Source organism: Actinacidiphila sp. bgisy160, assembly GCF_057707815.1.
Map to the genome: position 1 here is coordinate 1 of NZ_JBYIQW010000083.1, position 25,778 is coordinate 25,778.

The 25,778-nt window shown below is 72.9% G+C and carries 27 protein-coding genes and 3 pseudogenes; 14 read left to right on the forward strand and 16 right to left on the reverse strand.

Going from position 1 to position 25,778, the window contains the following annotated elements:
- Positions 1-337: 337 nt before the first annotated feature.
- Complete coding sequence (locus tag AC3EUJ_RS35150; RefSeq protein ID WP_431968743.1) at positions 338-1,732, forward strand: OFA family MFS transporter; 1,395 nt, start codon at positions 338-340, stop codon at positions 1,730-1,732.
- 171 nt (positions 1,733-1,903) lie between these two features.
- Here the strand turns inward: AC3EUJ_RS35150 and AC3EUJ_RS35155 are convergent, their stop codons facing one another.
- Entirely contained in the window at positions 1,904-2,221 is a 318-nt protein-coding gene (locus tag AC3EUJ_RS35155) for a chorismate mutase (RefSeq protein WP_431968745.1), read from the reverse strand.
- A gap of 28 nt (positions 2,222-2,249) precedes the next feature.
- On the reverse strand, positions 2,250-2,888 hold the full coding sequence (locus AC3EUJ_RS35160) for a LysE family translocator (protein ID WP_431968747.1): 639 nt from the start codon (positions 2,886-2,888) through the stop codon (positions 2,250-2,252).
- Positions 2,889-2,959: 71 nt separating this feature from the next.
- Here AC3EUJ_RS35160 and AC3EUJ_RS35165 point away from each other — a divergent pair, with 71 nt between their 5' ends.
- Positions 2,960-3,475, forward strand: a complete 516-nt coding sequence (locus AC3EUJ_RS35165) for a VOC family protein (protein WP_431968749.1) — start codon at positions 2,960-2,962, stop codon at positions 3,473-3,475.
- Positions 3,476-3,531: 56 nt separating this feature from the next.
- Here the strand turns inward: AC3EUJ_RS35165 and AC3EUJ_RS35170 are convergent, their stop codons facing one another.
- The 3 genes from AC3EUJ_RS35170 to AC3EUJ_RS35180 form a co-directional block, all read right to left on the reverse strand.
- On the reverse strand, positions 3,532-4,212 hold the full coding sequence (locus AC3EUJ_RS35170; RefSeq protein WP_431968751.1) for a GntR family transcriptional regulator: 681 nt from the start codon (positions 4,210-4,212) through the stop codon (positions 3,532-3,534).
- Positions 4,213-4,328: 116 nt separating this feature from the next.
- Complete coding sequence (locus AC3EUJ_RS35175; RefSeq protein ID WP_431968753.1) at positions 4,329-5,288, reverse strand: rhomboid family intramembrane serine protease; 960 nt, start codon at positions 5,286-5,288, stop codon at positions 4,329-4,331.
- 54 nt (positions 5,289-5,342) lie between these two features.
- Positions 5,343-5,987: a hypothetical protein gene (locus AC3EUJ_RS35180; protein ID WP_431968755.1), complete on the reverse strand. Its 645-nt coding sequence runs from the start codon at positions 5,985-5,987 to the stop codon at positions 5,343-5,345.
- A gap of 521 nt (positions 5,988-6,508) precedes the next feature.
- Here AC3EUJ_RS35180 and AC3EUJ_RS35185 point away from each other — a divergent pair.
- From AC3EUJ_RS35185 to AC3EUJ_RS35195, 3 genes and pseudogenes are all read left to right on the forward strand, one after another.
- Positions 6,509-6,607 (forward strand): annotated as a pseudogene (locus tag AC3EUJ_RS35185) (2Fe-2S iron-sulfur cluster-binding protein); the annotation flags it as partial.
- Between the two features lie 5 nt (positions 6,608-6,612).
- Positions 6,613-7,464, forward strand: coding sequence for a formate dehydrogenase accessory sulfurtransferase FdhD (fdhD, locus tag AC3EUJ_RS35190; protein ID WP_431968795.1), 852 nt, complete (start codon positions 6,613-6,615; stop codon positions 7,462-7,464).
- 82 nt (positions 7,465-7,546) lie between these two features.
- Positions 7,547-7,998: pseudogene (locus AC3EUJ_RS35195) on the forward strand (thioesterase family protein); the annotation flags it as partial.
- A gap of 34 nt (positions 7,999-8,032) precedes the next feature.
- On the opposite strand, the gene AC3EUJ_RS35200 reads toward AC3EUJ_RS35195, so the two are convergent.
- The 3 genes from AC3EUJ_RS35200 to AC3EUJ_RS35210 all read right to left on the reverse strand — a co-directional run bounded on the left by AC3EUJ_RS35200 (position 8,033) and on the right by AC3EUJ_RS35210 (position 9,987).
- Positions 8,033-8,395 carry a UBP-type zinc finger domain-containing protein gene (locus tag AC3EUJ_RS35200; protein ID WP_431968757.1) on the reverse strand — a complete coding sequence of 121 codons (363 nt, stop codon included), beginning with the start codon at positions 8,393-8,395 and terminating at the stop codon, positions 8,033-8,035.
- A 415-nt stretch (positions 8,396-8,810) separates the two neighbouring features.
- Positions 8,811-8,984 carry a hypothetical protein gene (locus AC3EUJ_RS35205; RefSeq protein WP_431968759.1) on the reverse strand — a complete coding sequence of 58 codons (174 nt, stop codon included), beginning with the start codon at positions 8,982-8,984 and terminating at the stop codon, positions 8,811-8,813.
- A 550-nt stretch (positions 8,985-9,534) separates the two neighbouring features.
- A complete protein-coding gene (locus tag AC3EUJ_RS35210) occupies positions 9,535-9,987 on the reverse strand; it encodes a MarR family winged helix-turn-helix transcriptional regulator (protein WP_431968761.1) in 453 nt (150 codons plus the stop codon).
- 90 nt (positions 9,988-10,077) lie between these two features.
- Here AC3EUJ_RS35210 and AC3EUJ_RS35215 point away from each other — a divergent pair, with 90 nt between their 5' ends.
- Positions 10,078-10,452, forward strand: a complete 375-nt coding sequence (locus tag AC3EUJ_RS35215; RefSeq protein ID WP_431968763.1) for a cupin domain-containing protein — start codon at positions 10,078-10,080, stop codon at positions 10,450-10,452.
- 28 nt (positions 10,453-10,480) lie between these two features.
- On the opposite strand, the gene AC3EUJ_RS35220 is transcribed toward AC3EUJ_RS35215, so the two are convergent.
- Complete coding sequence (locus AC3EUJ_RS35220; RefSeq protein ID WP_431968765.1) at positions 10,481-11,074, reverse strand: histidine phosphatase family protein; 594 nt, start codon at positions 11,072-11,074, stop codon at positions 10,481-10,483.
- A gap of 223 nt (positions 11,075-11,297) precedes the next feature.
- Between AC3EUJ_RS35220 and AC3EUJ_RS35225 the strand changes: the two genes are divergently transcribed.
- Together AC3EUJ_RS35225 and AC3EUJ_RS35230 are read left to right on the forward strand one after the other, a co-directional pair.
- Positions 11,298-12,152: an MBL fold metallo-hydrolase gene (locus AC3EUJ_RS35225; protein WP_431968767.1), complete on the forward strand. Its 855-nt coding sequence runs from the start codon at positions 11,298-11,300 to the stop codon at positions 12,150-12,152.
- Positions 12,153-12,193: 41 nt separating this feature from the next.
- Positions 12,194-12,565 (forward strand): DoxX family protein, encoded by a 372-nt coding sequence (locus tag AC3EUJ_RS35230; RefSeq protein ID WP_431968769.1) that lies wholly within the window; start codon positions 12,194-12,196, stop codon positions 12,563-12,565.
- A gap of 31 nt (positions 12,566-12,596) precedes the next feature.
- On the opposite strand, the gene AC3EUJ_RS35235 is transcribed toward AC3EUJ_RS35230, so the two are convergent.
- Positions 12,597-13,637, reverse strand: a complete 1,041-nt coding sequence (locus tag AC3EUJ_RS35235) for a bile acid:sodium symporter family protein (RefSeq protein ID WP_431968771.1) — start codon at positions 13,635-13,637, stop codon at positions 12,597-12,599.
- A 123-nt stretch (positions 13,638-13,760) separates the two neighbouring features.
- On the opposite strand from AC3EUJ_RS35235, the gene AC3EUJ_RS35240 reads away from it, so the two are divergent.
- The 3 genes from AC3EUJ_RS35240 to AC3EUJ_RS35250 all read left to right on the forward strand — a co-directional run bounded on the left by AC3EUJ_RS35240 (position 13,761) and on the right by AC3EUJ_RS35250 (position 17,877).
- The gene (locus AC3EUJ_RS35240; protein WP_431968773.1) at positions 13,761-14,615 is read left to right on the forward strand and encodes a LysR substrate-binding domain-containing protein; all 855 of its coding nucleotides are present in this window, start codon (positions 13,761-13,763) and stop codon (positions 14,613-14,615) included.
- Between the two features lie 515 nt (positions 14,616-15,130).
- Positions 15,131-16,963 (forward strand): AMP-dependent synthetase/ligase, encoded by a 1,833-nt coding sequence (locus tag AC3EUJ_RS35245; RefSeq protein WP_431968775.1) that lies wholly within the window; start codon positions 15,131-15,133, stop codon positions 16,961-16,963.
- Positions 16,964-17,049: 86 nt separating this feature from the next.
- A complete protein-coding gene (locus AC3EUJ_RS35250) occupies positions 17,050-17,877 on the forward strand; it encodes an aldo/keto reductase (RefSeq protein WP_431968777.1) in 828 nt (275 codons plus the stop codon).
- Between the two features lie 50 nt (positions 17,878-17,927).
- Here AC3EUJ_RS35250 and sph read toward each other — a convergent pair whose 3' ends face one another.
- Positions 17,928-18,926 (reverse strand): sphingomyelin phosphodiesterase, encoded by a 999-nt coding sequence (gene sph, locus AC3EUJ_RS35255; RefSeq protein ID WP_431968779.1) that lies wholly within the window; start codon positions 18,924-18,926, stop codon positions 17,928-17,930.
- Between the two features lie 101 nt (positions 18,927-19,027).
- Here sph and AC3EUJ_RS35260 point away from each other — a divergent pair, with 101 nt between their 5' ends.
- On the forward strand, positions 19,028-19,780 hold the full coding sequence (locus AC3EUJ_RS35260) for a class I SAM-dependent methyltransferase (protein ID WP_431968781.1): 753 nt from the start codon (positions 19,028-19,030) through the stop codon (positions 19,778-19,780).
- Here AC3EUJ_RS35260 and AC3EUJ_RS35265 read toward each other — a convergent pair.
- Positions 19,761-20,774, reverse strand: coding sequence for a phosphotransferase family protein (locus AC3EUJ_RS35265; RefSeq protein ID WP_431968783.1), 1,014 nt, complete (start codon positions 20,772-20,774; stop codon positions 19,761-19,763). The two genes, AC3EUJ_RS35260 and AC3EUJ_RS35265, sit on opposite strands and share 20 nt — an antisense overlap.
- 54 nt (positions 20,775-20,828) lie before the next feature.
- Here AC3EUJ_RS35265 and AC3EUJ_RS35270 point away from each other — a divergent pair, with 54 nt between their 5' ends.
- Positions 20,829-21,680, forward strand: a complete 852-nt coding sequence (locus tag AC3EUJ_RS35270; RefSeq protein ID WP_431968785.1) for a helix-turn-helix domain-containing protein — start codon at positions 20,829-20,831, stop codon at positions 21,678-21,680.
- Here AC3EUJ_RS35270 and AC3EUJ_RS35275 read toward each other — a convergent pair.
- From AC3EUJ_RS35275 to AC3EUJ_RS35285, 3 genes are all read right to left on the reverse strand, one after another.
- Positions 21,646-22,029 carry a nuclear transport factor 2 family protein gene (locus AC3EUJ_RS35275; protein WP_431968787.1) on the reverse strand — a complete coding sequence of 128 codons (384 nt, stop codon included), beginning with the start codon at positions 22,027-22,029 and terminating at the stop codon, positions 21,646-21,648. The two genes, AC3EUJ_RS35270 and AC3EUJ_RS35275, sit on opposite strands and share 35 nt — an antisense overlap.
- 246 nt (positions 22,030-22,275) lie before the next feature.
- On the reverse strand, positions 22,276-22,836 hold the full coding sequence (locus AC3EUJ_RS35280; RefSeq protein ID WP_431968789.1) for an HPP family protein: 561 nt from the start codon (positions 22,834-22,836) through the stop codon (positions 22,276-22,278).
- A 608-nt stretch (positions 22,837-23,444) separates the two neighbouring features.
- Positions 23,445-24,821 carry a GH1 family beta-glucosidase gene (locus tag AC3EUJ_RS35285; protein WP_431968791.1) on the reverse strand — a complete coding sequence of 459 codons (1,377 nt, stop codon included), beginning with the start codon at positions 24,819-24,821 and terminating at the stop codon, positions 23,445-23,447.
- A 95-nt stretch (positions 24,822-24,916) separates the two neighbouring features.
- On the opposite strand from AC3EUJ_RS35285, the gene AC3EUJ_RS35290 reads away from it, so the two are divergent.
- Positions 24,917-25,549, forward strand: a complete 633-nt coding sequence (locus AC3EUJ_RS35290) for a TetR/AcrR family transcriptional regulator (protein WP_431968793.1) — start codon at positions 24,917-24,919, stop codon at positions 25,547-25,549.
- A gap of 66 nt (positions 25,550-25,615) precedes the next feature.
- Here the strand turns inward: AC3EUJ_RS35290 and AC3EUJ_RS35295 are convergent.
- Positions 25,616-25,778, reverse strand: a pseudogene (locus AC3EUJ_RS35295) (electron transfer flavoprotein subunit alpha/FixB family protein); the annotation flags it as partial.

Here is a 25,778-nt window from a genome sequence, read left to right on the forward strand (position 1 = left end):
TCTGTCCCCCGAGGAGCTGACCAGGTTGCGGACCGACGGGGTGATCTGAGCGATGGCGGGCACCAGGGGGCGCGACGTCGTACGGTCGCACACCACAGAGCAACCGGTGGCGGTGCCGGGCACCGGCCACCGGTGGGCCGGGGCAGCGGGGCTGCCCTGACCGAAGCACCACCCGCGACGGGACCGGGCCCGCGTGAACCACGCGGAGCGGACCCGCCGCACAGCACGAAAAGAGCACGGGGGCCGGCACGGGTCGGTCTCCACGGAGACCGACCCGTGCCGGCCCCAGGTCCAGGGGGCGCTGGCCAGACTCTTTCGAGGCAGGGGAATCATGACAATGGCGTCAACGACATCGACGTCCCAACCACCCGTCACCTACCGAGAGGTGACCGACCACAACGGCCGGGTCTTCCGCGTCGGCGAGTCCGACGTGGAGATCATGGGCCGGAAGCGCAAGTGGATGGTCATCCTGCCGTGGATAGGCATGATGGGCATCAGCTCGGCGGAGTACGCCTTCGCGTCCGCCGAGGACACGCTCCACACCGCGCATTCGTGGAGCAGCCTGCACATCTTCTGGATGCTCGGGGTCTGGGTGTTCTTCCAGGCCGCGGTGGCCTTCCCGGCGGGCAAGCTCCGTGAGTCCGGGAAGCTGCCGGCGCGCTGGGCGATGATGCTCGGCGCCGTGGGCACCTTCCTGGGCTACCTGTCGCTGGCGTTCGCACCGCACGTCGTCGTCGCGTACATCGGCTTCGGCATGTTCAGCGGCATGGGCGCCGGCATGGTGTACGCGACCTGCGTGAACATGGTCGGCAAGTGGTACCCGGAGCGGAAGGGAGGCAAGACCGGCTTCGTCAACGGCGGTTTCGCCTACGGCTCGGTGCCGTTCGTCTTCCTCTTCACCGGCTACATGGACCTGACCAACTTCCGCTGGGTGCTGGTCTCGGTCGGTGTCCTCCTCGCGGCGACCGTCGCGGTGGCGGGGTACTTCTTCAAGGACCCGCCGAAGAACTGGTGGCCCGCCGACGTCGACCCGCTGAAGGTGCCGGACGACCCGCGGGCCCGGCGTGCCCTGGCGAAGAATCCGCCGGCCGTGCGGCAGTACACCCCCGCCGAGGCGTGGCGGACCGGCCGGGTGGCGCTGATGTGGTTCTGCCTGCTGTGCACCTCGGGCGTGAACATCTTCGGCATCGCCTTCCAGGTCGACATCGGCGAGGAGGCGGGCTTCGCCGGCGGGATCGTGGCCACGGCCATGTCCCTGAAGGCGATCGTCAACGGCACGGGCCGCGGCGTCATCGGCTGGCTGTCCGACCGCTACGGCCGCAAGCAGTGCCTGATCTTCGTCTGCCTCGTCCTCGGGCTCGCGCAGTACGGCATCCTGTGGTCGGCGGACATCAAGAACCTGCCGCTGTTCCTGATCTTCTCTTCCATCTCCGGATTCGGCGGCGGCGCGATCTTCCCGATGTTCGCGGCGATGACGGCCGACTACTTCGGCGAGAACAACAACGCGTCCAACTACGGCCTGGTCTACAGCTCCAAGCTGGTCTCGGGTCTGCTCGGTTCCGGCATGGGTGCCTTCGTCGTCGCCCACTGGGGACACAGCGGGGCGTTCACCCTCGCGGGTTCGATCTCGCTGTTCGCCGGCTTCGTCGCGCTCTTCCTCACCCCGCCGGGGCGTCCGAAGAAGAAGGACATCGAGCCCAACCCCCAGCCCATCAGCAGGGAGGCGATCTGACGTGACCGCCGGAGAGCACCCGGGGCTCCGGCACGGCATCCCGTGCCCGACGACCGGGTGTTCCTCCCGTCCGCCGCGGCGTCCCCGGACCACCCCCGTGTTCTAGCGGGACCATGCCGGCATGACGTGGGCCTCAGCCGTGGGACGCCACGGCTGAGGCCCACGCGGCGTTCAGCCCGAGCGGTCGGCGGCGATCGCCTTGTGGTGGCGGATGACCTCTTCGACGATGAACTTCAGGAACTTCTCCGCGAAGGCCGGGTCGAGGTGCGCCTCCTCGGCCATCTGGCGCAGCCGCTCGATCTGCTCCGCCTCGCGCTCGGGATCGGCGGGCGGCATGTTGTGCGCCGCCTTCAACTCGCCCACCTGTTGTGTGGCCTTGAAGCGTTCCGCGAGGAGGTGCACCAGGGCCGCGTCCAAGTTGTCGATGCTGCCGCGCAGGTGGCGCAGCCGCTCCAGGGCGGCCGTGTCGTCCGCGTGTCCGTCGTCCATCCGCCCAGACTAACCAGCGGAACGCCGATCAGTCGGCACGTCCCGTGGCGGCGACGGTCACGCCGAGGCCGATCATCGCGAGGCCGCCCGCACCGCCGACCAGCGAAAGGCGGCGCGGGGAACGGGCGAACCACGAACGGGCCGCGGCGGCCACCAGGCCCATGGTGCTGTCCGAGACGAGGGCGATCGCGTTGAAGACCAGGCCGAGCAGCAGCATCTGCACGGTGACGTGCCCGGCCGCCCGGGCGACGAACTGCGGCAGCACCGCCGCGTAGAACACCATCGTCTTGGGGTTCGAGACCCCGACCACGAAGCCCTCGCCGAGGGTGCGCAGGACGCCGCGCGCCGCCCCCGCGTCCGCGGACGCCATGGCGAGATCCCCGCGGTGCCGCAGCGCCCTGACGCCCAGGTACACCAAGTAGGCGGCGCCGGCGAGCTTGAGGGCCGCGAACAGCAGCGCCGAGCGCTCCACGACCGGGCCGACGCCGAGGGCGACGGCGACCACCAGGACGTACGAGCCGAGGGTGTTGCCGGCGACGGAGGTCAGCGCGACACGACGCCCGTGGGCGAGCGCGCGGCCGATGACGAAGAGGACGCTGGGGCCGGGGATCACCACGAGCACCAGCGACACCAGGGCGAATGCCGCCAGTCGGTCGAAGGACACCATTCCCGGAGGCTAATCGGGTATATCTTCCGGCGCACCGTATTAACACGGGGGACGAGGAGGCGGGACAGATCATGAGTGAGCCGCAGGGCGAGCAGCTGGAGGCCGTACGGGCCCGGCGGGAGGAACTGCGCGGGAGGTACCTGCGGGAGCCCGCGGCGCGACCGGCGACGAGGGCGGCGGGGGTGCACCACGTCGCGTTCATCTGCCGGGACGTCGAGGAGACCATCCGCTTCTACCAGGAGTTCCTGGGCTTCCCCCTGGTGGAGCTGGTGGAGAACCGGGACTACGCGGGCTCCAGCCACTTCTTCTTCGACATCGGGCACGACAACCTGCTGGGGTTCTTCGACTTCCCCGGCCACGAGCACCCCGAGCACCACGAGACGATCGGCGGGCTGCAGCACCTGGCGCTGTCGGTGACCGCCGAGCAGTTCGCCGAGGCCAAGCGCAAGCTGGACGAGGCCGGAACGGACTACCTCGGGCCGGACCGGGGCGTGGAGGACAGCCTCTACATCCGCGATCCCAACGGGGTCAACGTGGAGCTGTACCACGAGCGGCTGGGCCACTTCGACGGCAAGCCGCTGCTCTGAGCCGCCGGGGTCAGGCGTGGTCCGGCGTGGTCCGGCGGGGCGTGCCCGGGGCGTGGTCAGTCCTGGTGGGACCGCTGGTGGTAGGAGGTCCTGGTGTGCTCGGTGTGCGCGCGCATGACCTGCTGGGCCCGCTCGCCGTCGCGTCCGGCGATGGCCGCGATCAGCTCGCGGTGCTCGACCCAGGACTGCATGCCGCGCTGCCGGGCGACCGGGGTGTAGTACCAGCGCACGCGCCGCTCGACCTGCCGGGCGAGTTCGGCGAGCACCGCGTTGCCGGCGAGTTCCATGACGCAGGCGTGGAGGGCGGCGTTCGCCGCGACGACCGCGTCGACGTCGTCGGCGACGACGGCCGCCTCGCCCGCCTCGCACAGCTCCTCCAGCCGCTGCAGGCCCTTGGAGGTGGCGTTGGCCGCGGCGAGGCGGGCCGCCTCCGTCTCCAGCAGGGCGCGGACGACCAGGAGCTGGTCGGCCTCCTCGTCGGTGGGCTCGTGGACGAAGGCCCCCTGGGCGGGGCGCAGGTCCACCCAGCCCTCGGTGTTGAGCCGCTGCAGGGCCTCGCGCACCGGCTGGCGGGAGACCCCGAGGTGGCCCGCGAGTTCGGTCTCCACCAGGTGCTGGCCGGGAGTGAGCGAGCGGGTGATGATCAGCTCTAGCAGCGCCTCGTACACCTGCTCGCGCAGGGGTCCCGGACGCTGGAGCTTGGGCACGGATCCCTGCGACAGCCCGCTGGAGAGCATCGAGGCCCCCACCTTTCCCGGGGATGATTGGCTTTCGTCTACAGTCTACGCGCGCAGGCCCCCGGCGCGGACACCGCCCCGAACGGCGTGACGCTCTTCACAGCTCCGGCGCGGCGCTATGCGGCGCCGGTGAGCTGGGCGGTCTTCAAGGCGGCCAGGGTCACCAGCACCAGCAGCATCACGACCATCCCGGCGGCCTGCCACAGGCCACGGTGCCTGCGGGGGGCGTGGGCCAGGACGAGGCCGACCGCCCCGCCGGTGAGCAGGCCGCCGAGATGGCCCTGCCAGGAGGTGACGGCGGCGGAGACGACCATCCAGACCAGCAGGCCGATCAGGAGCTGCCGTCCGCCGACCGGGTCGTGGTGGAGGCGCTTGCTGAGCACGAAGTAGGCCGCCCCCAGGCCGAAGATCGCGCCGGAGGCGCCGACGGCGCCGGAGTGCGGCGCGAGCAGGTACACCAGCACGGAGCCGCCGAGGGCGGAGAGCAGGTAGAGCCCGGCGAAGCGGATCCGCCCGAGCTGGGCCTCGACAGCCGGGCCGAGGGTCCACAGCGAGTACATGTTGAGCAGGATGTGCAGGATCCCGAAGGTGCCCTGGCCCGGCGGCTGGTGGAGCAAGGCCGAGGTGATGAGCCGGTACCACTCGCCGTGGGCGATGCCGACGGCCTCGAAGCCGGGGTACGCCGCGCCGTCGTACACGTACGCCGCGCCGTCGGGGCCCAGCAGCCCCTGTCCCAGACCGCTGAAGCGTGTGACGAGGTCGGAGCGGACCAACTCGCCGAGGTAGGCGACGATGTTGAGGGCGATCAGGACCTGCGTCACCACGGGCACGCCCGAGCTCGCCACTCGGCCGCCGAAGAGGGTGCGCGCCTGGCGGACGCTCCTGCCGCCCTCCTTCACGCACTCCGGGCAGTGGTGGCCGACCGCCGCCTCGCGCATGCAGTCGGGGCAGATGGAGCGGTCGCAGCGGGTGCAGCGGACATACGTCTCGCGCTTGGGATGCCGGTAGCAGGTGGTGACCGGCGGCTCGGTGCCCTGGTCGGTGTCCGTGGTGCTCACGAGCGCGAGGCCCCCCATGCGGCGTACGGGACGGTGGAGTCGCACGTTTGTACCCAGCCCGGGCGCAGTGCGTCAAACCACTCCGCTCTGCGCCTCCATGCGCAGGCCGGAGGCCCGGTCGACGAGGACGACGGTGACCACGGTGAGGTCGGCGGCGTCGTTGCCGCCGGGGTCCATGGAGATGAGGTCGTCCATGGTGGCTCCCGGGCAGATCGCGGTGTCCGGGAGTTCGACGACGAGCTGGAGGAAGTCGTCCTCCGTCACACGGACGGTACCGGTCGCGGGAGGGGCCTGACCGGCGTCGTACATCTCCTCGTCGATCCGGGCGGTGAGGCCGCGGGCGCCGGCGAGGAGGCCGCCGCCGCGCCCGGCGTGCACCTGCACCGTGACCGCGCCGGCCAGTGGGGTCGTCAGTGTCAGCGAGTGCCGGTCCGGTCCGGGGGAAACCGTGAGACGGACCTTGAAGGTCGGCCTGCCCTTCATCCGGGGAAGGTTGTCCGCGCCATAACTCCCGATGACCATGCCGCGTGACTCACCGGCCTCGCCGACCTGCCGCGCCGCGCCCTTGCCGCACTCCCCCGGCCGGGGCACCGCCGCCGCCTCCCGCCGCGCGCCGTTCCCCCAGGCCAGTTGGGCGACCAGCAGGGCCACGGCGACCAGCGGCACCCCGATGCGCCACCACGTTCCCCGGCTCACCGAGAACGGGTCCCCGGCCACCGCACACCTCCTCGTCCGTTCCTCGTCCGTCCCGGCGCCGATGCTATGCCGCGACTCCCGCCGGTTGCCCACGTGATGCCATGACGAGCCACGCATCCGCTTCGGCGCAACGGAGTTGGCCCTTCGAGGGGAGATCCGACCGCCCGGCTGCGGACCGGAGAGGTGCTGTTGGAGGAGGGGCCGGGCGGCGGCGCATCCCGCCCGCCGCGATCGAGGAGGTCCGTGCCACCGGGCGGTACGGCCGGACGGCGGAGACCGGCCTCACCGCGCCACACGGCCCACGACCGTCCACGCGGTGACGCACCACAGCGCCGAGGCGGTCGCGGCGTTCGCCGTCGTCAACTCCCTGTTCCGCCTCGCGACGCAGAAGACGAGGCACGGGCAGGACGGTGGCACCCCGGCCCGCCTCGCCCTGCTGGTTCGAGCCGGCGGGCGCCGGGACGGCTTTTACGACCCCTTGACCCCGGCTGAACGAATACTGTACACAGTATTCGTCCAGCCTCGAAGGCCGGGCCGACGGACTCGTCGAGGTGACCTCGCCACACGGCAGCGCGGTCACCCATGGCAACCTCTGTATCAAGGGCCGATGCGGCTTCCAGCACGTACAGAACCGGGACTGATCGACATGGGACGGGTCACCGAACGGCGTCGGGTACTGAGGATCAGGGACGGTGCGGTCGACCACCGGGCGGACACCCTGGTCGCCGAGGAGCCGCTGGAAATCCGGCTGAACGGCAAACCACTCGCGATCACGATGCGGACCCCCGGCGACGACTTCGCGCTCGCGGCCGGTTTCCTGGTCAGCGAGGGCGTGCTCGGCGGCGCGGACGAGCTGGCGAACATCGTGTACTGCGCGGGCGCGACCGTCGACGGGTCCAACACCTACAACGTCGTCGACGTGCGTCTCGCTCCCGGGGTCCCGGTCCCGGACATCACGCTGGAGCGCAACGTCTACACGACGTCCTCCTGCGGCCTGTGCGGGAAGGCCAGCCTGGACGCCGTACGGACCACGGCCCGCTGGCCCATCGCCGACGCCTCGCCGCTGCGGCTCGAACCGGCGCTGCTGTCCGCGCTCCCCGACCGGCTGCGCGAGGCGCAGCGGGTCTTCGACCGGACCGGCGGTCTGCACGCGGCCGCGCTCTTCACGGCGGAGGGCGAACTGCTCGACGTGCGCGAGGACGTCGGCCGCCACAACGCCGTGGACAAGATCGTCGGCCGCGCACTCCAGCGGGGCCTGCTGCCGCTGGCCGGGAAGATCCTGATGGTCTCCGGGCGGGCCTCCTTCGAGCTCGCCCAGAAGGCCGTGATGGCCGGCATCCCGGTCCTCGCCGCCGTCTCGGCCCCGTCCTCCCTCGCCGTCGACCTCGCCGCCGAGTCGGGACTCACCCTCGTCGGCTTCCTGCGGGGCACCTCCATGAACGTGTACGCGGGCGAAGAGCGGATCGCCCTGCCCGCGCCTGCGGCCGGGCGGGTCTGACCCGCCGCGGCCCGCGTGCACGCGTGCGGGACCGGCCGGCGAGGTTGCGCCCCCTGCGCCGGCCGGTCCCGCCGCACCCGAGGAGCCGCCGCTACCGAGGGAGAAGTGCGTCGGGACCGACCTGGCGCCGCCGGAGTTCCTGAAGGTGTCCCCGATGCTGGAGCGCATCGAGCTGCGCCTGGACCCGGATACCGTCGGCTGGGCGGTCGGCGCCCCCTCGGGCCGCGGCATGGTGCAGGGCCGGGTGCGGATGCCCGACGGCCGCGAGCCCGCCCGCTGATGCTGCTGCTCGCCGTGGACAGCCTGCCGCCGGTCAGCTTCGACCTGGGCATACCGGGCTGGGCGCCGACGCTGGAGCTGACCGCCCACGTCCGGGCCAGGCCCGAGCCGGGATGGCTGCGGCTGAAGCACTCCACCCGGAACTTCGCGGACGGCTACATGGAGGAGGACGCCGAGGTCTGGGACTCGGCCGGCCGTCTCGTGGCGCAGTCCCGGCAGCTGGCGAGGGTGCGGCTGCCGGAGGGCGCCGCGTGACGCGGGGGCGCCGGCCGGGGCGCGTCGCGCGTCGTCAGTGGAGCTGCGCCTGCCAGTCCTCGGGGACCTTGCCCGCGGGCCCCGGGGAGGGCTGGCTCTCCGGGCGGGAGTTCGGCGGGAGCAAGGCGGGACCGTCGTAGTACTGCTCGGTCTCGACGTTCCAGTACCAGTCCTCACCGGGCTCGAAGCTGGTGATGAACGGGTGCCCCTCCTCGAGCGCGTGCCGAGTGGCGTGCTGGGAGGGCGAGGAGTCGCAGCAGCCGATGTGCCCGCACTGCGCGCAGCGGCGCAAGTGGAGCCACCAGCCCGGCCCCTGGCCGGCACCGCAGTCGGCGCAGCCGTCGCCGCTCGGCTTGGACGTGGGGTCGATGCCGGGGATCGTGACGTCGTCCGCCATGGTGCCTCCTTAACCGCGATCACTTTCTCCTGGCATGCTAACCGCCCGCAGGTGCCGCCACCGGGCGAAGCGGGACGCCCCCTCGTTCCCGCCGCGGCCTACCGCTTCGTACGGCGCCTCGGCACGGGGCCGGGGTACCGGGCAAGGGCCCGCAGAGCCCCGCGTAGCCGGGTTCGCGCAGCCACCACGGCAGCCGGCGCAGCGGTTCGTACGCGAGGACGTCGTGGGGGGCCTCCGTCCCGGGCGGCAGGCCCCGCAGCAGTTCCAGGCAGCGGGCCTCGACGGTGCCGTGCAGCCGGGCGACGTGGGCCGGGGCCGCGATGCCCTGCCTCGCAGTTCCTCGTGCGGCGCCTCCAGTGCACGGGCGGCGCGCGGCAGGATCGCGGCGGCGAGTCCGGTCGCGGCTCACCACACGTCAGTGACCTTCCGTCAGGACGCCTCCCAGGGCCCGCGACAGGCGGGCCAGCCACTCCGCCGCCGTGCCCGTGACGTCGGGGTGGGCGGCGCGGAAGGCGTCCCAGTCGACGGAGTGCGGGGCGATACCGGCGAGGCGGGGCGCCGATGCCGGGTGGCCGGGTTCGCGGGCCATCACCCGGCGCAGCAGGCACGGGGAGAGGGCGGTGCCGGGGGCCTCGGCGAGCAGGACCGCGTCGTAGAGGTCCTTGCCCTGGGCGCGGCCCTCGGCGGCGGCGTCGGACTGGAGCCACAGCAGCTTCCAGGCGAGGGAGAGTTCGCGGCTCGCGGTGAGCAGTACGGCAGGGGGGTCCGCCGTCGCCGCGTGGCACCGCGGTCAGGACGGGCGCCTCGGGGAGCCGTTCGTCGCGGGCGAAGTCCAGGCTCACCTCGCCCGGGGGCATTCCGTCCGCGTGCCAGGGGACGACGAGGCGCACGCCGGGCGTGTCGTACTCCCGCGTAGGTCCAACTGCCGTCGTCCCGTGCGCCCTCCGCGTCGAGGCGTACGCCGCGGGCGGCGTCGGGGTCGGCCCGGACCAGTTCCAGCAGGTCGAGCACGATGCGGGTGTACTTGAGACCGTTGCGCTCCGCCCAGTGGCGTATCCGCTCCTCGTCCCCGGGCCGCGGTGCCCGCAGCGTGAAGTGGGTCTCGAAGTCGCCGGTGAAGTCCATCGCCGGAGTCCCGGCTACCACGCCGGCCGGACCGGGCCGCCCGGGGCGAGCCGCCCGAGGTCCGCGGCGAGGGCGCGCAGGCGGCGCTCGCCGAGCACGTCGGCCCAGGGGCGTACGGCGTCGGCGGCGGCCTGCTCGGCGGCGCGGGTGCAGGCGTGACCGCGGTCGGTGAGCACGACCAGCCGGGCCCGGGCGTCGTCCGGGTGGGGGCGGCGTTCGGCGTAGCCCTTGGCCTCGAGTTCGTCGACGAGCTGTCCGGCCGCCTGGCGGGTCACCCCGAGGTGCGCGGCGAGTTCGGTGACGGTCGCGCCGGCCGCCGCCATCCGGGCGAAGGCGAAGCCGTGGGCGGGGCGCAGGTCGTCGAAGCCGCGGGCGAGGACGCCGTCGTGGATGGCGGCGGTGAGGGCGCCGGCGGCGGCGAGCAGGTTGATGCCCAGGGCCATGGCCAGGGCCTCTTCGTCCTTCATGCGGCCACCTTGACACAGTGCGCAAGCGACTTGAGTATATAGGCAAGCAACTTGCTCAAGTTACTTGCCTATCAGGGAACAGGAGCCCCCATGCCCGTCGTCCGCTCCGCCGACGCCGACGTCCACGACCTGCACGGCGTCCGCTTCGCCTCGTACGCCCGCACCGCCACCGGCAGCACGGAACTGTGCGCGTGGCGGGGAGAGATACCGGCCGGGACCGCCGGTCCCGCGCACACCATCACACGCGAGGAGGTCTTCCTCGTCCTGTCCGGCAGCCCGCGCCTGACCATCGACGACGAGGCGCACGACCTGTCGCCCGGCGATGTCGTCACGGCGCCCGCGGGCTCCCTGCTCGCCATGGCGAACCCGGGGGAAGGCCCCGCTTCCGTCTGGGTGACCACCGGCGTCGGCCTGGAGGCGGTGCTCGCCGACGGGACGCGGGTCAGCCCGCCCTGGGCCCGCTGACCCGCCGGGCGTCCCGCCGGTCAGCGCCTCACTGCAGGTGGGCGGTGTCGTTCCAGAGGGTGATCGCGGGGTCGCCGTACTCCCAGCCGAGGACCGACAGCGACGCCGGGGCCAGGCTCAGCACCATGCCGCGCATCGGGTCGAGCCGGAGCCAGCGGGCGGCCAGGGTGCGCAGGAAGTGGCCGTGGGCGAAGACGACCGCGTCGCCGTCCTCTTCCTTGACCCAGGCCACCACTTCGTCCGCGCGGTTGGCGACCTGCCACGAGGTCTCCCCGCCGACGACCCCGTCGCGCCAGATCACCCACCCCGGGCGCTCCTCCCGGATCTCCGGCGACGTGCGGCCCTCGTACTCGCCGTAGTCCCACTCCCGCAGCGCGTCCCAGACCTGCGCCCGGTCACCGAACCCGGCGAGTTCGCAGGTGTCGCGGGCGCGCTGCAGGGGGCTGGTGCGGACCCGGGCGCCGGGGAAGTCGTGCCAGGGTGCGCGGGCCAGGCGCTTGCCCAGCAGGCGCGCGGCCTCCCGGCCCTCCTCGGTGAGCGGGATGTCGGTCCTGCCGGTGTGCTGGCCGCTCTTGGACCACTCGGTCTGGCCGTGCCGGACGAGCACGAGGCGCGGAGCCATCAGGAAGCCTCCTCCTTGTGGACGGCCTCGATGTCGCCGCCGTCGTGGTCCGAGAGCAGGACGCCGATATGGTGGATGAACGTCGCCACCGTTGCCGCTGAGGTCACGTGGACAGTGTCCCTCCCGACCGGTGGGACGCACAAAACGGTGCCCGCGCCGCCCCGGCGGGCGAAACCGCCGGCCGGTCCGGCCGGCGCCACGACCGCCCGCAGGAGAAGTCGCCATGAACGCATCCACCCCTCCGGCGCCGGAGCCGCTCGACGTGCGCTGGATCCACGGGTCGCCGTCGGCGAAGCACAACACCGATCCCGACATCCAGGTGTTCGAGTACGACGAACGCACCTTCATCCTGAGGCAGAACAAAGCCGTCCACTACGAGGCGCCGTTCCTCTTCCTGCTCTTCGGGGACGACCGCGCGGTGCTCCTGGACACCGGGGCCACGCCGGAGGAGGAGTTCTTCCCGCTGCGCAAGGTCGTGGACGAGCTGTTCGAACTGCGGTCGCCCGCCCTGCAACGGCCGGGCTACGAGCTGCTCGTGCTGCACACCCACGCCCACGGCGACCACGTCGCGGGCGACGCGCAGTTCGCGGGCCGCCCGGACACCGTCGTGGTGCCGGCGGACCGTGACAGCGCCTGGGACTTCCTGGGCCTCACGCAGGACCCCGGCCGCGTGGCGCGCCTGGACCTCGGGGGGCGGGTCCTGGAGTGCCTGGCCACGCCCGGCCACCACCCCTCCGCCGTCACCTACTATGACCCTGCGACGGGCTTCCTGCTGACCGGCGACACCGTCTACCCGGGCCGGCTGTACGTCGAGGACTGGGCCGCCTTCCGGCGCACCGTCGACCGGCTGATCGCCTTCGCCGCGGAGCGCCCGGTCACCCACGTGCTGGGCTGCCACATCGAGATGACCCGCGAGCCGGGCGTGGACTACCCGGTCCGCACCACCCACCAGCCCGACGAACCACCCCTGGAGATGCCCGTGGCCCGGCTCCTCGAACTCCGGCGGGCGATCGAGGAGATCGGCGACCGGCCGGGACGCCACCCCTATCCGGACTTCATCGTCTGCCGCGCCGACTGAGCGCCGACCGAGCGCTTTCGAACGTACGGCAGACTGTGCGGGTGTTCGCACTCGCCGTCGCGCTGACCGTCCTCCTGCTGCTGGAAGTCGTCCCCTCCGCGGTCGCCCAGCTCACCCGTGCGCGGGCCGGCCTGGAGCGGCTCGACGAGCTGACCCGGCTGGGCGTCCTGGAAGGCCGGCGCCGGTGGGTGGTCACCCTGCTCGGCGCGATGCACACGCTGGGCGCCGTCGCCGTGCTCGCCGGGCTGCGGCACCCTCGCGTCGGCGTCGCCGGGGCCGCGCTGGAAGCGGGGATCTTCGCCTGGGTACTGCTGTGCCAGCTGCGTTACGGCGACCGGGGACGTGCCCTGTTCGCGTACGCGCTGTTCCTGGCGATGGCGCTGGCGGTCCTCGTGGTCGACGCGGTGCGCTGAGCGGGTCCCCCGCCGAGCGGCCGGGCCGGGCTCACCTCCGGCCGGCCACGGCCTCCCGGGGCCGGGCCGCGGCGTCCGGTGCGGCGGTGGGCGCGGCCGCCGCCTCCGCCCGCCGCGCCCACCGCTTGGCGAGGACCGCGCACACCATCAGCTGCATCTGGTGGAAGAGCATCAGAGGGAGCACCATCAGCCCGGCCTGGGCCCCGAACAGCACGGAGGCCATGGGCAGTCCGGCCGCCAGGCTCTTCTTCGACCCGGCGAAGACGATGGTCACCCGGTCCGCGCGGGGGAAGCCGAGCCTGCGCGACCCGTACGCGGTGAGGCCGAGCATCGCGGCCAGCAGCAGGGCCTCGGCCAGCAGCAGCCCGAGCAGACGCGACGGTGTGACCTGGTGCCAGATGCCGCGCACCACGCCCTCGCTGAACGCGGTGTAGACGACCAGCAGGATCGAGCCCCGGTCGACCAGGCCGAGCACCTTCTTGTGGCGGGTGGCGAAGCCGCCGATCCAGTGCCGCAGCAGTTGCCCCGCCACGAAGGGCACGAGCAGCTGCAGCACGATGCCGAGCACCGCGTCCGCCGACAGGCCCGCGCCGCTCCCGCCGAGCAGCAGCGCGGCCAGCAGCGGGGTGAGGGCGAGCCCGGCGAGGCTGGAGAAGGACCCGGCGCAGATGGCGGCGGCCACATTGCCGCGGGCGACGGAGGTGAAGGCGATCGAGGACTGGATGGTCGAGGGCACCAGGCACAGGAAGAGCAACCCGGTGTGCAGCTCCGGCGTCAGCAGGTACGGCACGAGTCCGGCCGAGGCCAGGCCGAGCAGCGGAAAGGCGACGAAGGTGGCGGCCAGGACGGTGCCGTGCAGGCGCCAGTGGCGCAGTCCGTCCATCGCCTCGCGGGTGGACAGCCGCACGCCGTAGAGGAAGAAGAGCAGCCCGACCGCTCCGGTCGACGCCCCGCCCGCGACGTGGGCGCCGGCGCCCCGGGCGGGCAGCAGCGCCGCGAGGAGCACGGTGCCGAGGAGCGCCGCGATGTACGGGTCCACGGGGATCCAGGACGGGTAACGCAGGCGGCGCATGGGCTTCCTCATCGGTGCTGGACGGGGCCCCCTCCAGGGTGCCCGCTGACCCGGCGATCGTAAATGACTTTGACCGCGCTGACTGTCATCACATATCGCGATGAGCGGCGGTACGCTGGCAGCGTGTTCGATCCGGTGCAACTGCGGACCTTCGTCGCCGTCGTCCAGACGCTGAGCTTCACGCAGGCCGGCCGCCGGCTGGGCCTGCGCCAGTCGACGGTGAGCCAGCACGTGCGCAAGCTCGAGGAGGCCGCCGGCCGGCGGTTCTTCACCCGCGACACGCACAGCGTGGAACTGACCGAGGACGGCGAGGCCATGCTCGGCTTCGCCCGGACGATCCTGGAGGCGAACGAACGCGCCGCGGGCTGGTTCGCGGGCACCCGCCTGCGCGGCCGGTTGCGCCTGGGCGCCTCGGAGGACTTCGTCCTGACCCGGCTGCCCGAGATCCTGGAGCGCTTCCGGCGCGAGCACCCCGAGGTGGACCTGGAGCTGACGGTGGAGCTGTCGGCCACCTTGCACCGGCAGCTGGCCGCCGGACGGCTGGACGTGATGCTGGGCAAGCGCGCCGCCGGCGACGCCCACGGCGAGCTGGTCTGGAGCGACCGGCTGGTGTGGATCGCCGGCGAGCGCTACCGCCCGGAGGCCCAGCGGCCCGTACCGCTGATCCTCTACCCGGCCCCCGCGATCACCCGGGCGCGTGCCCTGGAGGTCATGGAACGGCACGGCCGCGCGTGGCGCATCGCGTGCACCAGCGGCTCGCTGAGCGGGCTGATCGCCGCGACCCGTGCGGGGCTGGGCGTGATGGCACACGCCGAGGGCCTGATCCCGCCCGGGCTGGTGCGGGTCCCGGCCCGAGCGGGCCTGCCGGAACTCGGCGGCGTCGACTTCGTACTGCTGCACGGCCACCGGCGCCCCGCGGCCCAGGAGGCCGCGGACGCACTCGCGGCGGCGATCCTCAGCGGATCCCTTCGGTCGTGATCCGCTTGACCGGACGCGGCGACGGCACGGTCCCCATGTACCGGGCCTCGTCCGGGGCGCCGACGCACTCGCTGAGGCAGCGGTGGAGCTGCCGCGTGCTGCCGCAGATGATCCGGCGACGAGGTCGGACGATCCGGTGGTCGCCGCGACGGCGGTCTCGGGGTGCGCGGCCGGCACCTGCCCGACGGAGGAGCGCCTGCCCGACGGAAGAGAGGGCGCAGGGGCCGCGACCGGTCCGTTGCGCTGGGCATGTGGCGCGCGGGGCGGCCCACGAGCCGGTGGGGCTGTAGAGCGGCCGTGATCCCCGCGAGGGGATTTGGTGCAGAGTCCGGGCGGACCCCGGTCCGCCCGGAAACCGTCCTCCGGCGCGATGTTCCTTGCGGTAACCGGGAACCGGCTCGTCACAAAGGTGTGAGGGAGCCCACCCGCGTCTTCACAGCCGAATGTCGCACCCCTCCCCACCGCACGTGGTATCAGGTACGTTCGGTGACCGCCCAAGCGGTCGAGGAGCGACGTTGCGCGAGTTCACCATTCCCCCACTGGTGACGGCACCCCAAGTCGGAGGTTTGGCGGACGCCGTGTTCGCCAACGCCGACGAAGAGCCGGACCGGATCGTGCTGAGCCGCCGCGCCGGAACGGACGGCACGGACTGGGAACACGTCACGGCCGCCCGGTTCCGGGACGAGGTCCTCGCGGTGGCCAGGGGCCTGCTCGCCCAGGGGATCCGCTTCGGCGACCGGGTCGGCCTGATGTCCCGCACCCGCTACGAGTGGACCGTGCTGGACTTCGCCCTGTGGGCCATCGGCGCCCAGCCCGTCCCCATCTACCCCACCTCGTCCTCGGACCAGGTCCGCTGGATGCTGCGCGACTCCGAGGCAGTCGCCTGCGTCGTCGAGCACGAGGACCACGCGATGACGATCGGCGCGGTCATCGACGAACTCCCCCACCTGAACCGGCTGTGGCAGCTGGACTCCGACGCGCTGTCCGAACTGGCCCGGCACGGTCTCGCCGTCGACGACGAGCTGGTGCACCGCTACCGCAAGGCGGTCACCCCGGACTCCACCGCGACGATCATCTACACCTCGGGCACTACCGGCCGCCCCAAAGGGTGTGTGATCACCCACGGCAACTTCATGGCCGAGAGCGACAACGTCGTCGCCCGGTACGAACCGGTCTTCCACAGCAAGCGCGGCGACGAGGCCTCCACCCTGCTCTTCCTGCCGCTCGCCCACGTCTTCGGACGCATGGTGGAGGTCGCGGCCGTCCGCGCGAGGGTCCGGCTGGGCCACCAGCCCAATCTGGCCGCGGCCGAGCTGCTGCCCGCGATGGCCTCCTTCCAGCCGACCTTCGTGCTCGCCGTGCCGTACGTCTTCGAGAAGGTCTTCCAGGGCGCCCGCCGCAAGGCCGAGGCGGAGGGAAAACTCGGGCCCTTCGAGAAGGCCGTGGAAGTGGCGGTGCGGCACGCCGAGGCGATGGAGGCCCGGGCCTTCGGCACCGGCCCCGGCCCCAGCACGTCCCTGCGGATGCAGCACCAGCTGTACGAGAAGCTGGTCTACGGCAAGGTGCGCGCCGCCCTCGGCGGCAAGGTCCGGCATGCCTTCTCCGGCGGCTCGGCGATGGACCGGCAGCTCGGGCTCTTCTTCGACGGCGCGGGCGTGCGGATCTTCGAGGGGTACGGGCTCACCGAGAGCACGGCCGCCGCGGTCGCCAACCCACCCGAGCAGACCCGTTTCGGCACGGTGGGCGTGCCCGTCCCGGGCACCACGGTCCACATCGCCGACGACGGCGAGATCTGGGTGTACGGCGGCCAGATCTTCAGCGAGTACCTCAACAACCCCAAGGCCACCGCGGAGGTCCTGCACGACGGCTGGCTCGCCACCGGCGACCTCGGCGCGCTCGACGAGGACGGCTACCTCACGATCACCGGGCGGAAGAAGGAGATCCTGGTGACCAGCGGCGGCAAGTCCGTCTCGCCGGTGGTGCTGGAGGATCGGGTGCGTTCCCACCCGCTGGTCTCGCAGTGCGTCGTGGTCGGCAACGACCGGCCCTTCATCGGGGCGCTGATCACCCTCGACCCCGAGGGCGTCGGGCACTGGCTGACGATGCGGGGCAAGCCGCAGCTGCCGATCGCCAGGCTGATCCAGGACCCCGCCCTGGAGACGGAGATCCGGCGGGCGGTCGTCGCCGCCAACACGCTCGTCTCCCAGGCCGAGTCCATCCGCACCTTCCGCATCCTGGCCGGGCAGTTCTCGGAGGAGGGCGGGCTGCTCACGCCCTCGCTCAAGCTGAAGCGAAGGGCGATAGAGAAGGCGTACAACCGCGAGATCGAGGCCCTTTACCACGCGTGAGGCGGCTTCGGGGGAATGCCGCCGCCGTGAGGACCGCTGACCTTGGGGTAAGGAGTCCGCTTCGACGAGGTAAGGACGACCCGCTCGTGAGCAAGGTTCCCGACATCACCCTGAACAACGGCGTCACCATGCCGCAGCTCGGATTCGGCGTCTGGCAGGTCCCGGACGACGAAGCCGCCACCGCGGTCGCCACGGCCCTGGAGGCCGGCTACCGCAGCATCGACACCGCCGCGCTCTACCGGAACGAACGCGGCACCGGCCGCGCCATCGCCGCCTCGGGCATCCCGCGCGAGGAACTGTTCGTCACCACCAAGCTGTGGAACACCGATCAGGGCCACGACAACGCCCTGCGCGCGTTCGACGCCTCCCTGGACAAGCTGGGCCTGGAGTACGTGGACCTCTACCTGATCCACTGGCCGACGCCCGCCCGCGGCCTGTACCCGGAGACCTGGCGCGCCCTGGAGAAGATCCACGCCGATGGCCGCGCCAGGGCGATCGGCGTGTCCAACTTCCCGGTCGCCCAGCTGCAGCACCTGATCGACGACGGCGGTGTCGTACCCGCCGTCAACCAGATCGAGCTGCACCCCCATCTCCCCCAGAGCGAGCTGCGCGCCTTCCACGCGGGCCACGGCATCGCCACCGAGGCCTGGTCGCCGCTCGGCCAGGGCCGCGGCCTCCTCGACGAGCCGGCGCTCGCCGCCGTGGCCGCCAAGCACGGCAGGACCCCGGCCCAGGTCGTCCTGCGCTGGCATCTCCAGCTCGGCAACGTCGTGATCCCCAAGTCCGTGACGCCGTCGCGGATCCGGGAGAACATCGACGTCTTCGGCTTCGAGCTCGACGGCGAGGACCTGGCAGCGGTCGACGCCCTCGACAACGGCGGGCGCCTCGGCCCGGACCCGAGCTCCTTCAACTGACGCACGCATGCCGGCAGGCGGCGGTCCGGCGGGCCGCCGCCCCGCGCCGGTCAGACGTCCCCGGCGACCACCGGGTAGTGGTCCGAGTAGTCGTCGAAGGTGTAGGTGGTGCCCCAGCTGGTGACCGACCACCGCGGGGAGTGCTCGTCGACCACGCGGTTGTTCCAGCGGGCGGGGCGGGCGTGGCCGTTGCGCAGGAGCGCGTGGTCGAGGCGCTGCGCGGGGTCGTCGGGGTAGCGGTCGTACGCCACGGAGTTGGTCGCGGGGTCGAAGCTGGCGGCCGGGCCGGGGGCGGCGTCGGGCGCGGCGGCGTCCAGGTCGGCGAGCATGCGGGTGTACTCCGCACCGCCGGCGTCGGTGTTGAGGTCGCCCGCGATGACCACCGGCTCGGCGGCGGGGATCGCGCGGGCGTCGAGGAAGGCGTCGATCTCCCGGTTCTGGGCGGAGCGGACGCTCGCGGCCTCACCGCTGCCGCAGGCGGAGTCGTCGGCCTGGGTGTGGGTGCCGACGACGTGCACCCGGGTGCCGTTCACGTCGAGGACGACGTACACGAAGCCCTTGTTGGAGAACCAGTCCGCGCCGCACGCGTCGCCGTACACGTGCTGGACCTTCTCCAGGACGGGCCACTTGCTGAGGATCGTCACGCCGCCGTCCTCGGGCGTGAGCGAGCTGTACGAGCCCTCGGTGCGGTCCCAGCCGCTCCTGGACCGCCCGAGCACCGGGGTCTGGTACGGGTAGCGGTCCCTGAGGTCCGCCTGCAGCCGGTCGGAGGCCCCGTTGTCGAACGCCTCCTGGAGGACCAGAACATCGGCGGCCCGCACATAGCCGGAGGCGGCGATCAGGTCGGCGCGCTCCAGCTGGCCCCAGTTGGGGTAGAGGGTGCGCGGCAGCATCATCACGTTGCTCGTGACCAGCCGCAGTTGGGGCGCCTCGGTCGCGGCCGTGGGGGTCGCGGCCGCGGTCGCGGTCGCGGTCGCGGTGCCGGTCGCACCGGTGAACGAGGCGAGGAGGAGGACGAGGGCGCAGGCGGCGGCTCTGCCGTGTCTCACGGGCTCTCCTGGAGTCGGGTGGAGCTCGGGTCGCGGAAACAGCCTGAGCCTAGGGGCAGTTGGTTACCGCCCGGTAGATGGGAGGCGGCTAGCCTACGGGCGTGCTGGACTACGAGAAGCAGGCCGCGATCTACGACGCCACCCGCGGCGGCGTCCCCCGGGCCGAGGCAGCGGCCGCCGCCGTGCTCGGGCTGTTACCGCGACCGGCCCGCACGGTGCTCGACATCGGCTGCGGCACCGGCCTGGTGACGGCCCGGTACACGGGCCGCCCCGGGCTGCGCGTGCTCGGCGTCGACGCCGCCCTGGCCATGGCCCGGCTCGCCGCCGGGCGGGTGGGGCCGGGGATCGTCCAGGGCGACGTGCGCCGGCTGCCGTTCGCGACCGCCTCGCTGGACGCGGTCACGGCTGTGTGGGTGCTCCATCTGCTCCCGGACGCGCCCGCGGTGATCGCCGAGTGCGCGCGGGTGCTGCGGCCCGGCGGGGTGCTCGTCACCACCGTCGACAAGGACGCCGGGCACGACGTCGGCAGCGACGTCGACGCGCTCCTCGCGCCGTTCCGCACACGAGTGGCGTACGACGCGGAGGAAGCGGTGGTGCGGCAGGCCGCCGTGCACGGTCTGCGCCCGGCGGGCGGGGCCCGCTTCGCCGGCCACGGCCAGGGCCGCACCCCGCGCGATCTGGCCGCCCGGATCGCGACGGGCCAGTTCGCCTCCGCGCTCGCCTTGCGCGAAGGTGAAACCGAGGTCCTCGCCGGACGCCTGGCAGCGCTGCCCGACCAGGACACCGCCCGCCCCGACCCGGTCTACCGGCTGCTCGCCCTCGCCAAGGACTCCTCTACAACGGCGGCTCGTTGAGCAGTTCGGCCAGCCACCGTGCCAGTTGCTCCACCGGGGGCCGCACCGCGCCGGTGGCCGGGTCCGGGAAGACCCGGCCCCAGCTGTGCGCCCGGACGACCGGGCCGACCCGGCAGGCCAGGCTCACCTCGCGGCGCAGCGCGGGCATCTCCCGGCCCTCGCCGCCCGTCCGGCCCGCCCACGCCTCCAGGTAGGCGTCGCGCAGCCGGGCCAGGACCTCCGGTGCGTCCGCCCCGTGCCGGCGCCGTGTCACCCGGGCGGTGACGAGCAAGCTCGTGAAGGGGTGGGCGACGGCGGCGTCGCCCCAGTCGAAGAAGACGTGGCGGCCCCCGGCGGTGAAGACCTGCCCCTCGTGCAGGTCGGAGTGGTCGAGCGCCGCGCCGTTCCCGGACGCGGCCAACTCGGCGCACCAGTCGGCGAAGCGGGGCCGTACGGCCCGGATCCCCGCCGGGGCGTCCGTCCGCCCGATCAGCTCGTCCAGCAGCTCCGGCAGCCGTGCCGGGCGCAGGTCGGGCACACCGAGCGCGGTCAGTTCGCCGGTGTGGGCGACGGTGGCGCGCTGCAGCTCGGCGTACGACCGCAGCGGGGCCTCCCAGTAGTGGGGGCCGCCCTCCGGCCGCGGACGGTCCAGCGCCTCGGCCAGCAGCGGGCCCCCGTCGGGCAGCAGCGACCAGGCACGGTCCGTGTCCACCGCGAGCGGCACGAGCACCCGGCCCGGGGCCCAGGAGTGCAGCGCCCCGGTCAGCACGCCCTCGAAGGCGGAGGCGGGCGGGTTGGCCTTGAACCAGACGGTGGACCCGTCGGTGGCCGGGATGCGCACCACCACCGACCAGGGACGCAGCCGCGCCGACCACTCCCGTGCCGGCCGCGGCTCCAGGCCCCGGGCGGCGGCCGCCTCCCTCGCCCAGGCCATCGCCTCCCGCCGCCACCGCGGGTTCCCCCAGGGGGTGGGGGCGTCGTCCTCACCTGCGTCCACCTGCGTTTCCAGGTCCATCGCCGCATCCCACCACGACGGCGCCGGGCCCCGCACCTGGGTTACCGTCGGGGCATGACGACGACCACGGCGGGTGTGGGGACGCTGCTGCGCGGCTGGCGCGAACGGCGCCGGATCAGCCAGCTGGAACTCGCCCTGCGGGCGGACAGCTCCGCCCGGCACATCAGCTTCATCGAGACCGGCCGCTCCCGTCCCAGCCAGGCCATGGTCCTGCGGCTCGCCGAGCACCTCGATGTGCCCGTCAGGGAACGCAACGCCCTGCTCGTCGCCGCGGGTTACGCCCCCGCGTACCCCGAGACCCCGTTGCGCGACCCCGCGATGCACCCCCTGCGCGAGAGCCTCGACCGCCTCCTGGCGGCCTACGACCCGTTCCCGGCCCTGGTCCTGGACGGCATGTACGACGTCGTCGCCGCCAACCAGGGCGTGAGCGCCCTGCTCCAGGGCGTCGCCCCGCACCTGCTGCGGCCGCCGCTCAACGCCATGCGCGTCACCCTCCACCCCGAGGGCATGGCCCCGCGCATCCGCAACTTCCGCCAGTGGCGCGGGCACCTGCTGGAACGGATCGAGCGTCAGATCACGATGAGCGGCCACGAGCCGCTGCGCGCCCTGTACGAGGAGCTGACGGCCTACCCGGCCCCGCCCGGCAGCGCGGAGGAGCCCTCCGCTTCCGCTTCCGCTTCCGCCTCCGCTTCCGACGGCACCGAGGTCTTCCCGTTCGCTCTGCCGATGCGGATCGAGCACGGCGGCCGGGTCCTGTCCTTCATCTCCACGGCCACCACCTTCAACACCCCCATGGACGTCACGGTCTCCGAGCTGGCGATCGAGACCTTCCTCCCCGCCGACCCGGAGACCGCCGCCGCCCTTCAGACGCTCACGCCGCGGGCAGCCGGTCCAGGAACCCGCTGACCGAGCGGATCCGCCCGTCCTCCGCGAGCGTGATCACGTCGGAGCCGGCGATCGGCGCCGTTCCGGGCTCCGCCCCGGCCGGCCCCAGCTCCCAGGCGAAGCGCGCCACGTCGTGGTGCCCGTCGACCTGCCCCACCGGCGTGAACACGAACCCGGGGAACCGCTCCCCCACTCCGGCGATCAGCGCTCCGATCTCCTCGTGCCCGCCCGCCTCCGCCAACGGGTCGGTGTACGTACCGTCCTCCACCCAAGCGGCGGCCACCGCCTTCGCCCTCGCCTCCGCGTCCGTGGTGCTGTTCCACGCCTCGAAGTAACGGGCGACGGCGGTCTCGTACCGGTCCTGCGACATCACGGTCCTCCTCGTCCGGGCAGTCTGGCCCGGCCGGACGGGGTGGAGTGCGCCACCCCGTCCGCCCGGTACGACCACCCTGCCGGGCCCGCGACGAAGGGTCGATTACGTCGCGGGTAATGGCGCAGCGGCGCGGCTCGCGACGTCGCCGCCTGTCGGCCGGCGGCTGCGAGCGGTGAAGGCGCGGTGCAGCACGGACGAGGCAGTTCCGGTGCAACCACGACGTCCCGGCGGCGGGACGGGCCTTCACCACCACGACGTGGGGTAGACCTCGCGCCTCAGCCGGGCGGAGACCATCTGCACCGCCACGAGGAGCACCGCGCCGGCGACCAGCAAGGGGACGAAGTGGGTGGCGGACGGCGTGGTGAGCATGATCATCACAGCGGTGGCCATGGCTGGCGGATGGGGCGTCTTGAGCAGCAGTACGAGTCCGCAGGCGATGCCGCAGCCCACGACGGCGGCCCAGGGGCCGTGCCAGCCGAGGGCGAGCACCCCGAAGCAGACCAGGCAGGAGAGCATGTGGCCGCCGATGACGTGGCGGGGCTGGGCGAGAGGGGAGTCGGGGGTGGCGGTGACGATCGCCATCGTGGCCGCGAGCGGCGGCACGAGCACCGTCTGGTGCGTGAGTGCGCCCAGGGCCACCAGCACGGCCAGTCCGACCGAGGTCGTGACGGCCGCCGAGGCGATCGTGCGCGGAGGCAGCCGCGGCAGGTGGTGTTTGCGGAGGCGTGGCTGCGGCTGCGGCGTCGGCTCCGCCTCGCTGGGCACGACGTCGGCGGTCTTGGTCGCCCCTGACGCGTCAGTCATGGGCGCGACCGGGTTCGGGGCAGGGCGGGGGCACAGGCCCCCGGGGCACGCGGAATCAGCATGGGGACTCCTCGGAACCATCCCCGTATCCGGCCCACGGCGGCTCTTCCGTGACGACGGGGATCACGCCCTCGATCGTCGCCTCGCCCCGCGCGGGGTGTCCAAGACCACCTCCTTATCGTTTGATTGAAGACCTCTATCGATCCGGCCCTGGACCTCCACGTCCGCTTCGGCTCTCTTCGGCCCCAACGGACCCGCGCGCGTTTGGGCGAACCGCAGTTCGCCGAGGAGCGTGACGAGCGCCGTCGCGAGTACAGGCCGGTGCAGCCGGCGAGGCGGGCGATGCCGGGCGCGGCGACGGCGGGAGCGAGCACCTGGGGGCCGGGGTCGGCGATGTCGATGACGCCGAGGTCCTTGGCGCGGTCCACCAAGGCCTGGTCCACGGCCAGGTGGATGCCGCAGCCGGCGCCCAGCACCGCCGCCAGGGCCATGGCGGCGGCGCGGAGCCGGGCGAGGACCTTGCGGCGACCGGCCCAAGAACACGAGGTCGTCTCATGTTCGCGCGAGCGTGGTGCCGGGCCGGCGGGGCACCAGGGGACTCGGGCGCATCAGGACGCGGTGCGGCGCGCCTGCGCGATGCGTTCCCGGTACCAGTGGTACGAGGCCTTCGGCGTCCGCCGCTGGGTGGCGTAGTCGACGTGGACGAGCCCGAACCGCTGGTGGTAGCCCTCGGCCCATTCGAAGTTGTCCAGCAGCGACCAGGTGAAGTAGCCGCGGACGTCCACCCCGCGGGCGTACGCGGTCTCGACGGCCTCGATGTGGGTGCGCAGGTACTCGATGCGGGCCTCGTCCCGGACCTCGCCGTCGTCGGACGGGCGGTCGGCCTGGGAGCAGCCGTTCTCGGTGATCCAGAGGGGCGGGAGCGCGGCCCCGTACCGTGCGTCGAGACCGGTGAGCAGTTCGGTGAGGCCGTCCGGCACCACCGGCCAGCCGAAGGCGGTGCGCGGGTACGAGCGGCCCGGGACGGCGACGTCCGGTTCCAGGATGTCGAAGGGCAGGCCCGTCTCCGCCGAGGGGGCCGCGATCCAGGTGGGGTTGTAGTAGTTGACGCCCAGGCCGTCGAGGGGTGCGGCGACCACGGCGAGGTCGCCCTCGCGGATCACGCCGCCCCAGGTCGGGTCGGCCGGCCCGTACGCGGACAGGTCGGGGTAGCCGCCGAGCAGCAGCGGGTCGGTGAACAGCCGGTTGTGCAGGGCGTCGTAGGCCGCGGCGGCGGCGTGGTCGGCGCCGGTGGCGCCCTCCGGCGTCCGCACCGGGGTGAAGTTGTTGGCGATCAGCACCTGCGCGGGAACGGCGGCGTGCGCGCGCAGCGCGGCGGTGGCGAGCCCGTGCCCGAGCAGCTGGTGGTGGGCGACGGGCAGCGCCTCCAGCATCAGGGCGCGACCGGGGGCGTGGGTGCCGAAGGCGTAGCCGAAGACCATGTGGACGAAGGGCTCGTTGAGGGTGATCCAGCGCGTGACCCGGTCGCCGAGGCGGTCGGCGACGACGGCCGCGTAGTCGGCGAAGTGGTGGGCCGTTTCGCGGTTCAGCCAGCCGCCCTCGTCCTCCAGCGCCTGCGGGAGGTCCCAGTGGAAGAGGGTCGGCGTGGGGGTGATGCCGGCCGCGAGCAGCTCGTCCACCAGACGGTCGTAGAAGCCGAGTCCGCGCGGTTCGACGCGTCCCCGGCCCTCGGGCAGGACGCGCGGCCAAGAGATCGAGAAGCGGTAGGCGTCGAGCCCGAGGGCCTTCATCAGCGCCACGTCCTCCAAGTGGCGGTGGTAGTGGTCGCAGGCGATCTCCCCGGTGTGGCCGTCGCGGACGGAACCGGGCCGGGCGCTGAAGGTGTCCCATACAGACGCCCCCTTGCCGTCCTCGGCGACGGCGCCCTCGATCTGGTAGGCGGCGGTGGACGCACCCCAGCTGAAGGAGGCGGGAAGCGGGGACATCGGGATTCCTCTCCTCTGCCGGACTCTGCCCAAAAACATGAACGCTACTCATGTTGAGTCTCGCCAACCTACACCTGATCCGGCAGAGTGGAACCATGCAGGCACCTCCGAACCCGTCCGGTCCCCTCCGCCGCCGCCCTGTGCAGCAGCGCAGCCAGGAACGTTTCGACCGGATCCTGGACGCCTGCGCGCAACTGCTGGACGAGGTCGGCTACACGGCGCTCACCACCAAGGAGGTGGCCCGGCGCGCGGAGGTCCCGATCGGGACGCTGTACCAGTTCTTCCCCGGCGTCGACGGGCTGCTGGGCGCGCTGGCCGAACGAAACCTGGGGCACTTCGCCGACCGGCTCACCCGCAGGGCGGAGGCCGAACGCCCGCGGCGGATCGGGGCGATGGTGGACCTGGCGATCGAGGAGTACGTCGCGATGCGCCGCGCCGTACCGGGTTTCGGCGTGGTGGACTTCGGGGCGATCGGCCGCGAGGACCCGCGCAGCATCCACCTCCTCGACGCGGTGCTGGAGAACAACGCGGCCGTCGCCGACCGGCTCTGGTTCCTCGTCGGCGGGCTGCTCGGCGACGGCGACCAGGCCGCCGACCGCGTGCGGCTGCACGTCGCCCTCGAGTCCGCCGACGCGGTCCTGCGGCTCGCCTTCCGCCGGGACCCGGAGGGCGACCCGGTCCTCATCGCCGAGTGCAAGCGGCTGCTGCGGGGCTACCTGGGCGGCTGACGGACACGACGGAGCCCCGCGGTGCCGGTGGGGGCGTCGCGGGGCTCCGATCTGTAACGTCCGGGGTCAGCCCTTGCGGGCGGTGACCTCCTCGGTCAGCTGCGGCACGACCTTGAACAGGTCACCGACCACGCCGTAATCGGCCAACTCGAAGATCGGCGCCTCCGGGTCCTTGTTGACCGCCACGATCGTCTTCGACGTCTGCATACCCGCCCGGTGCTGAATCGCC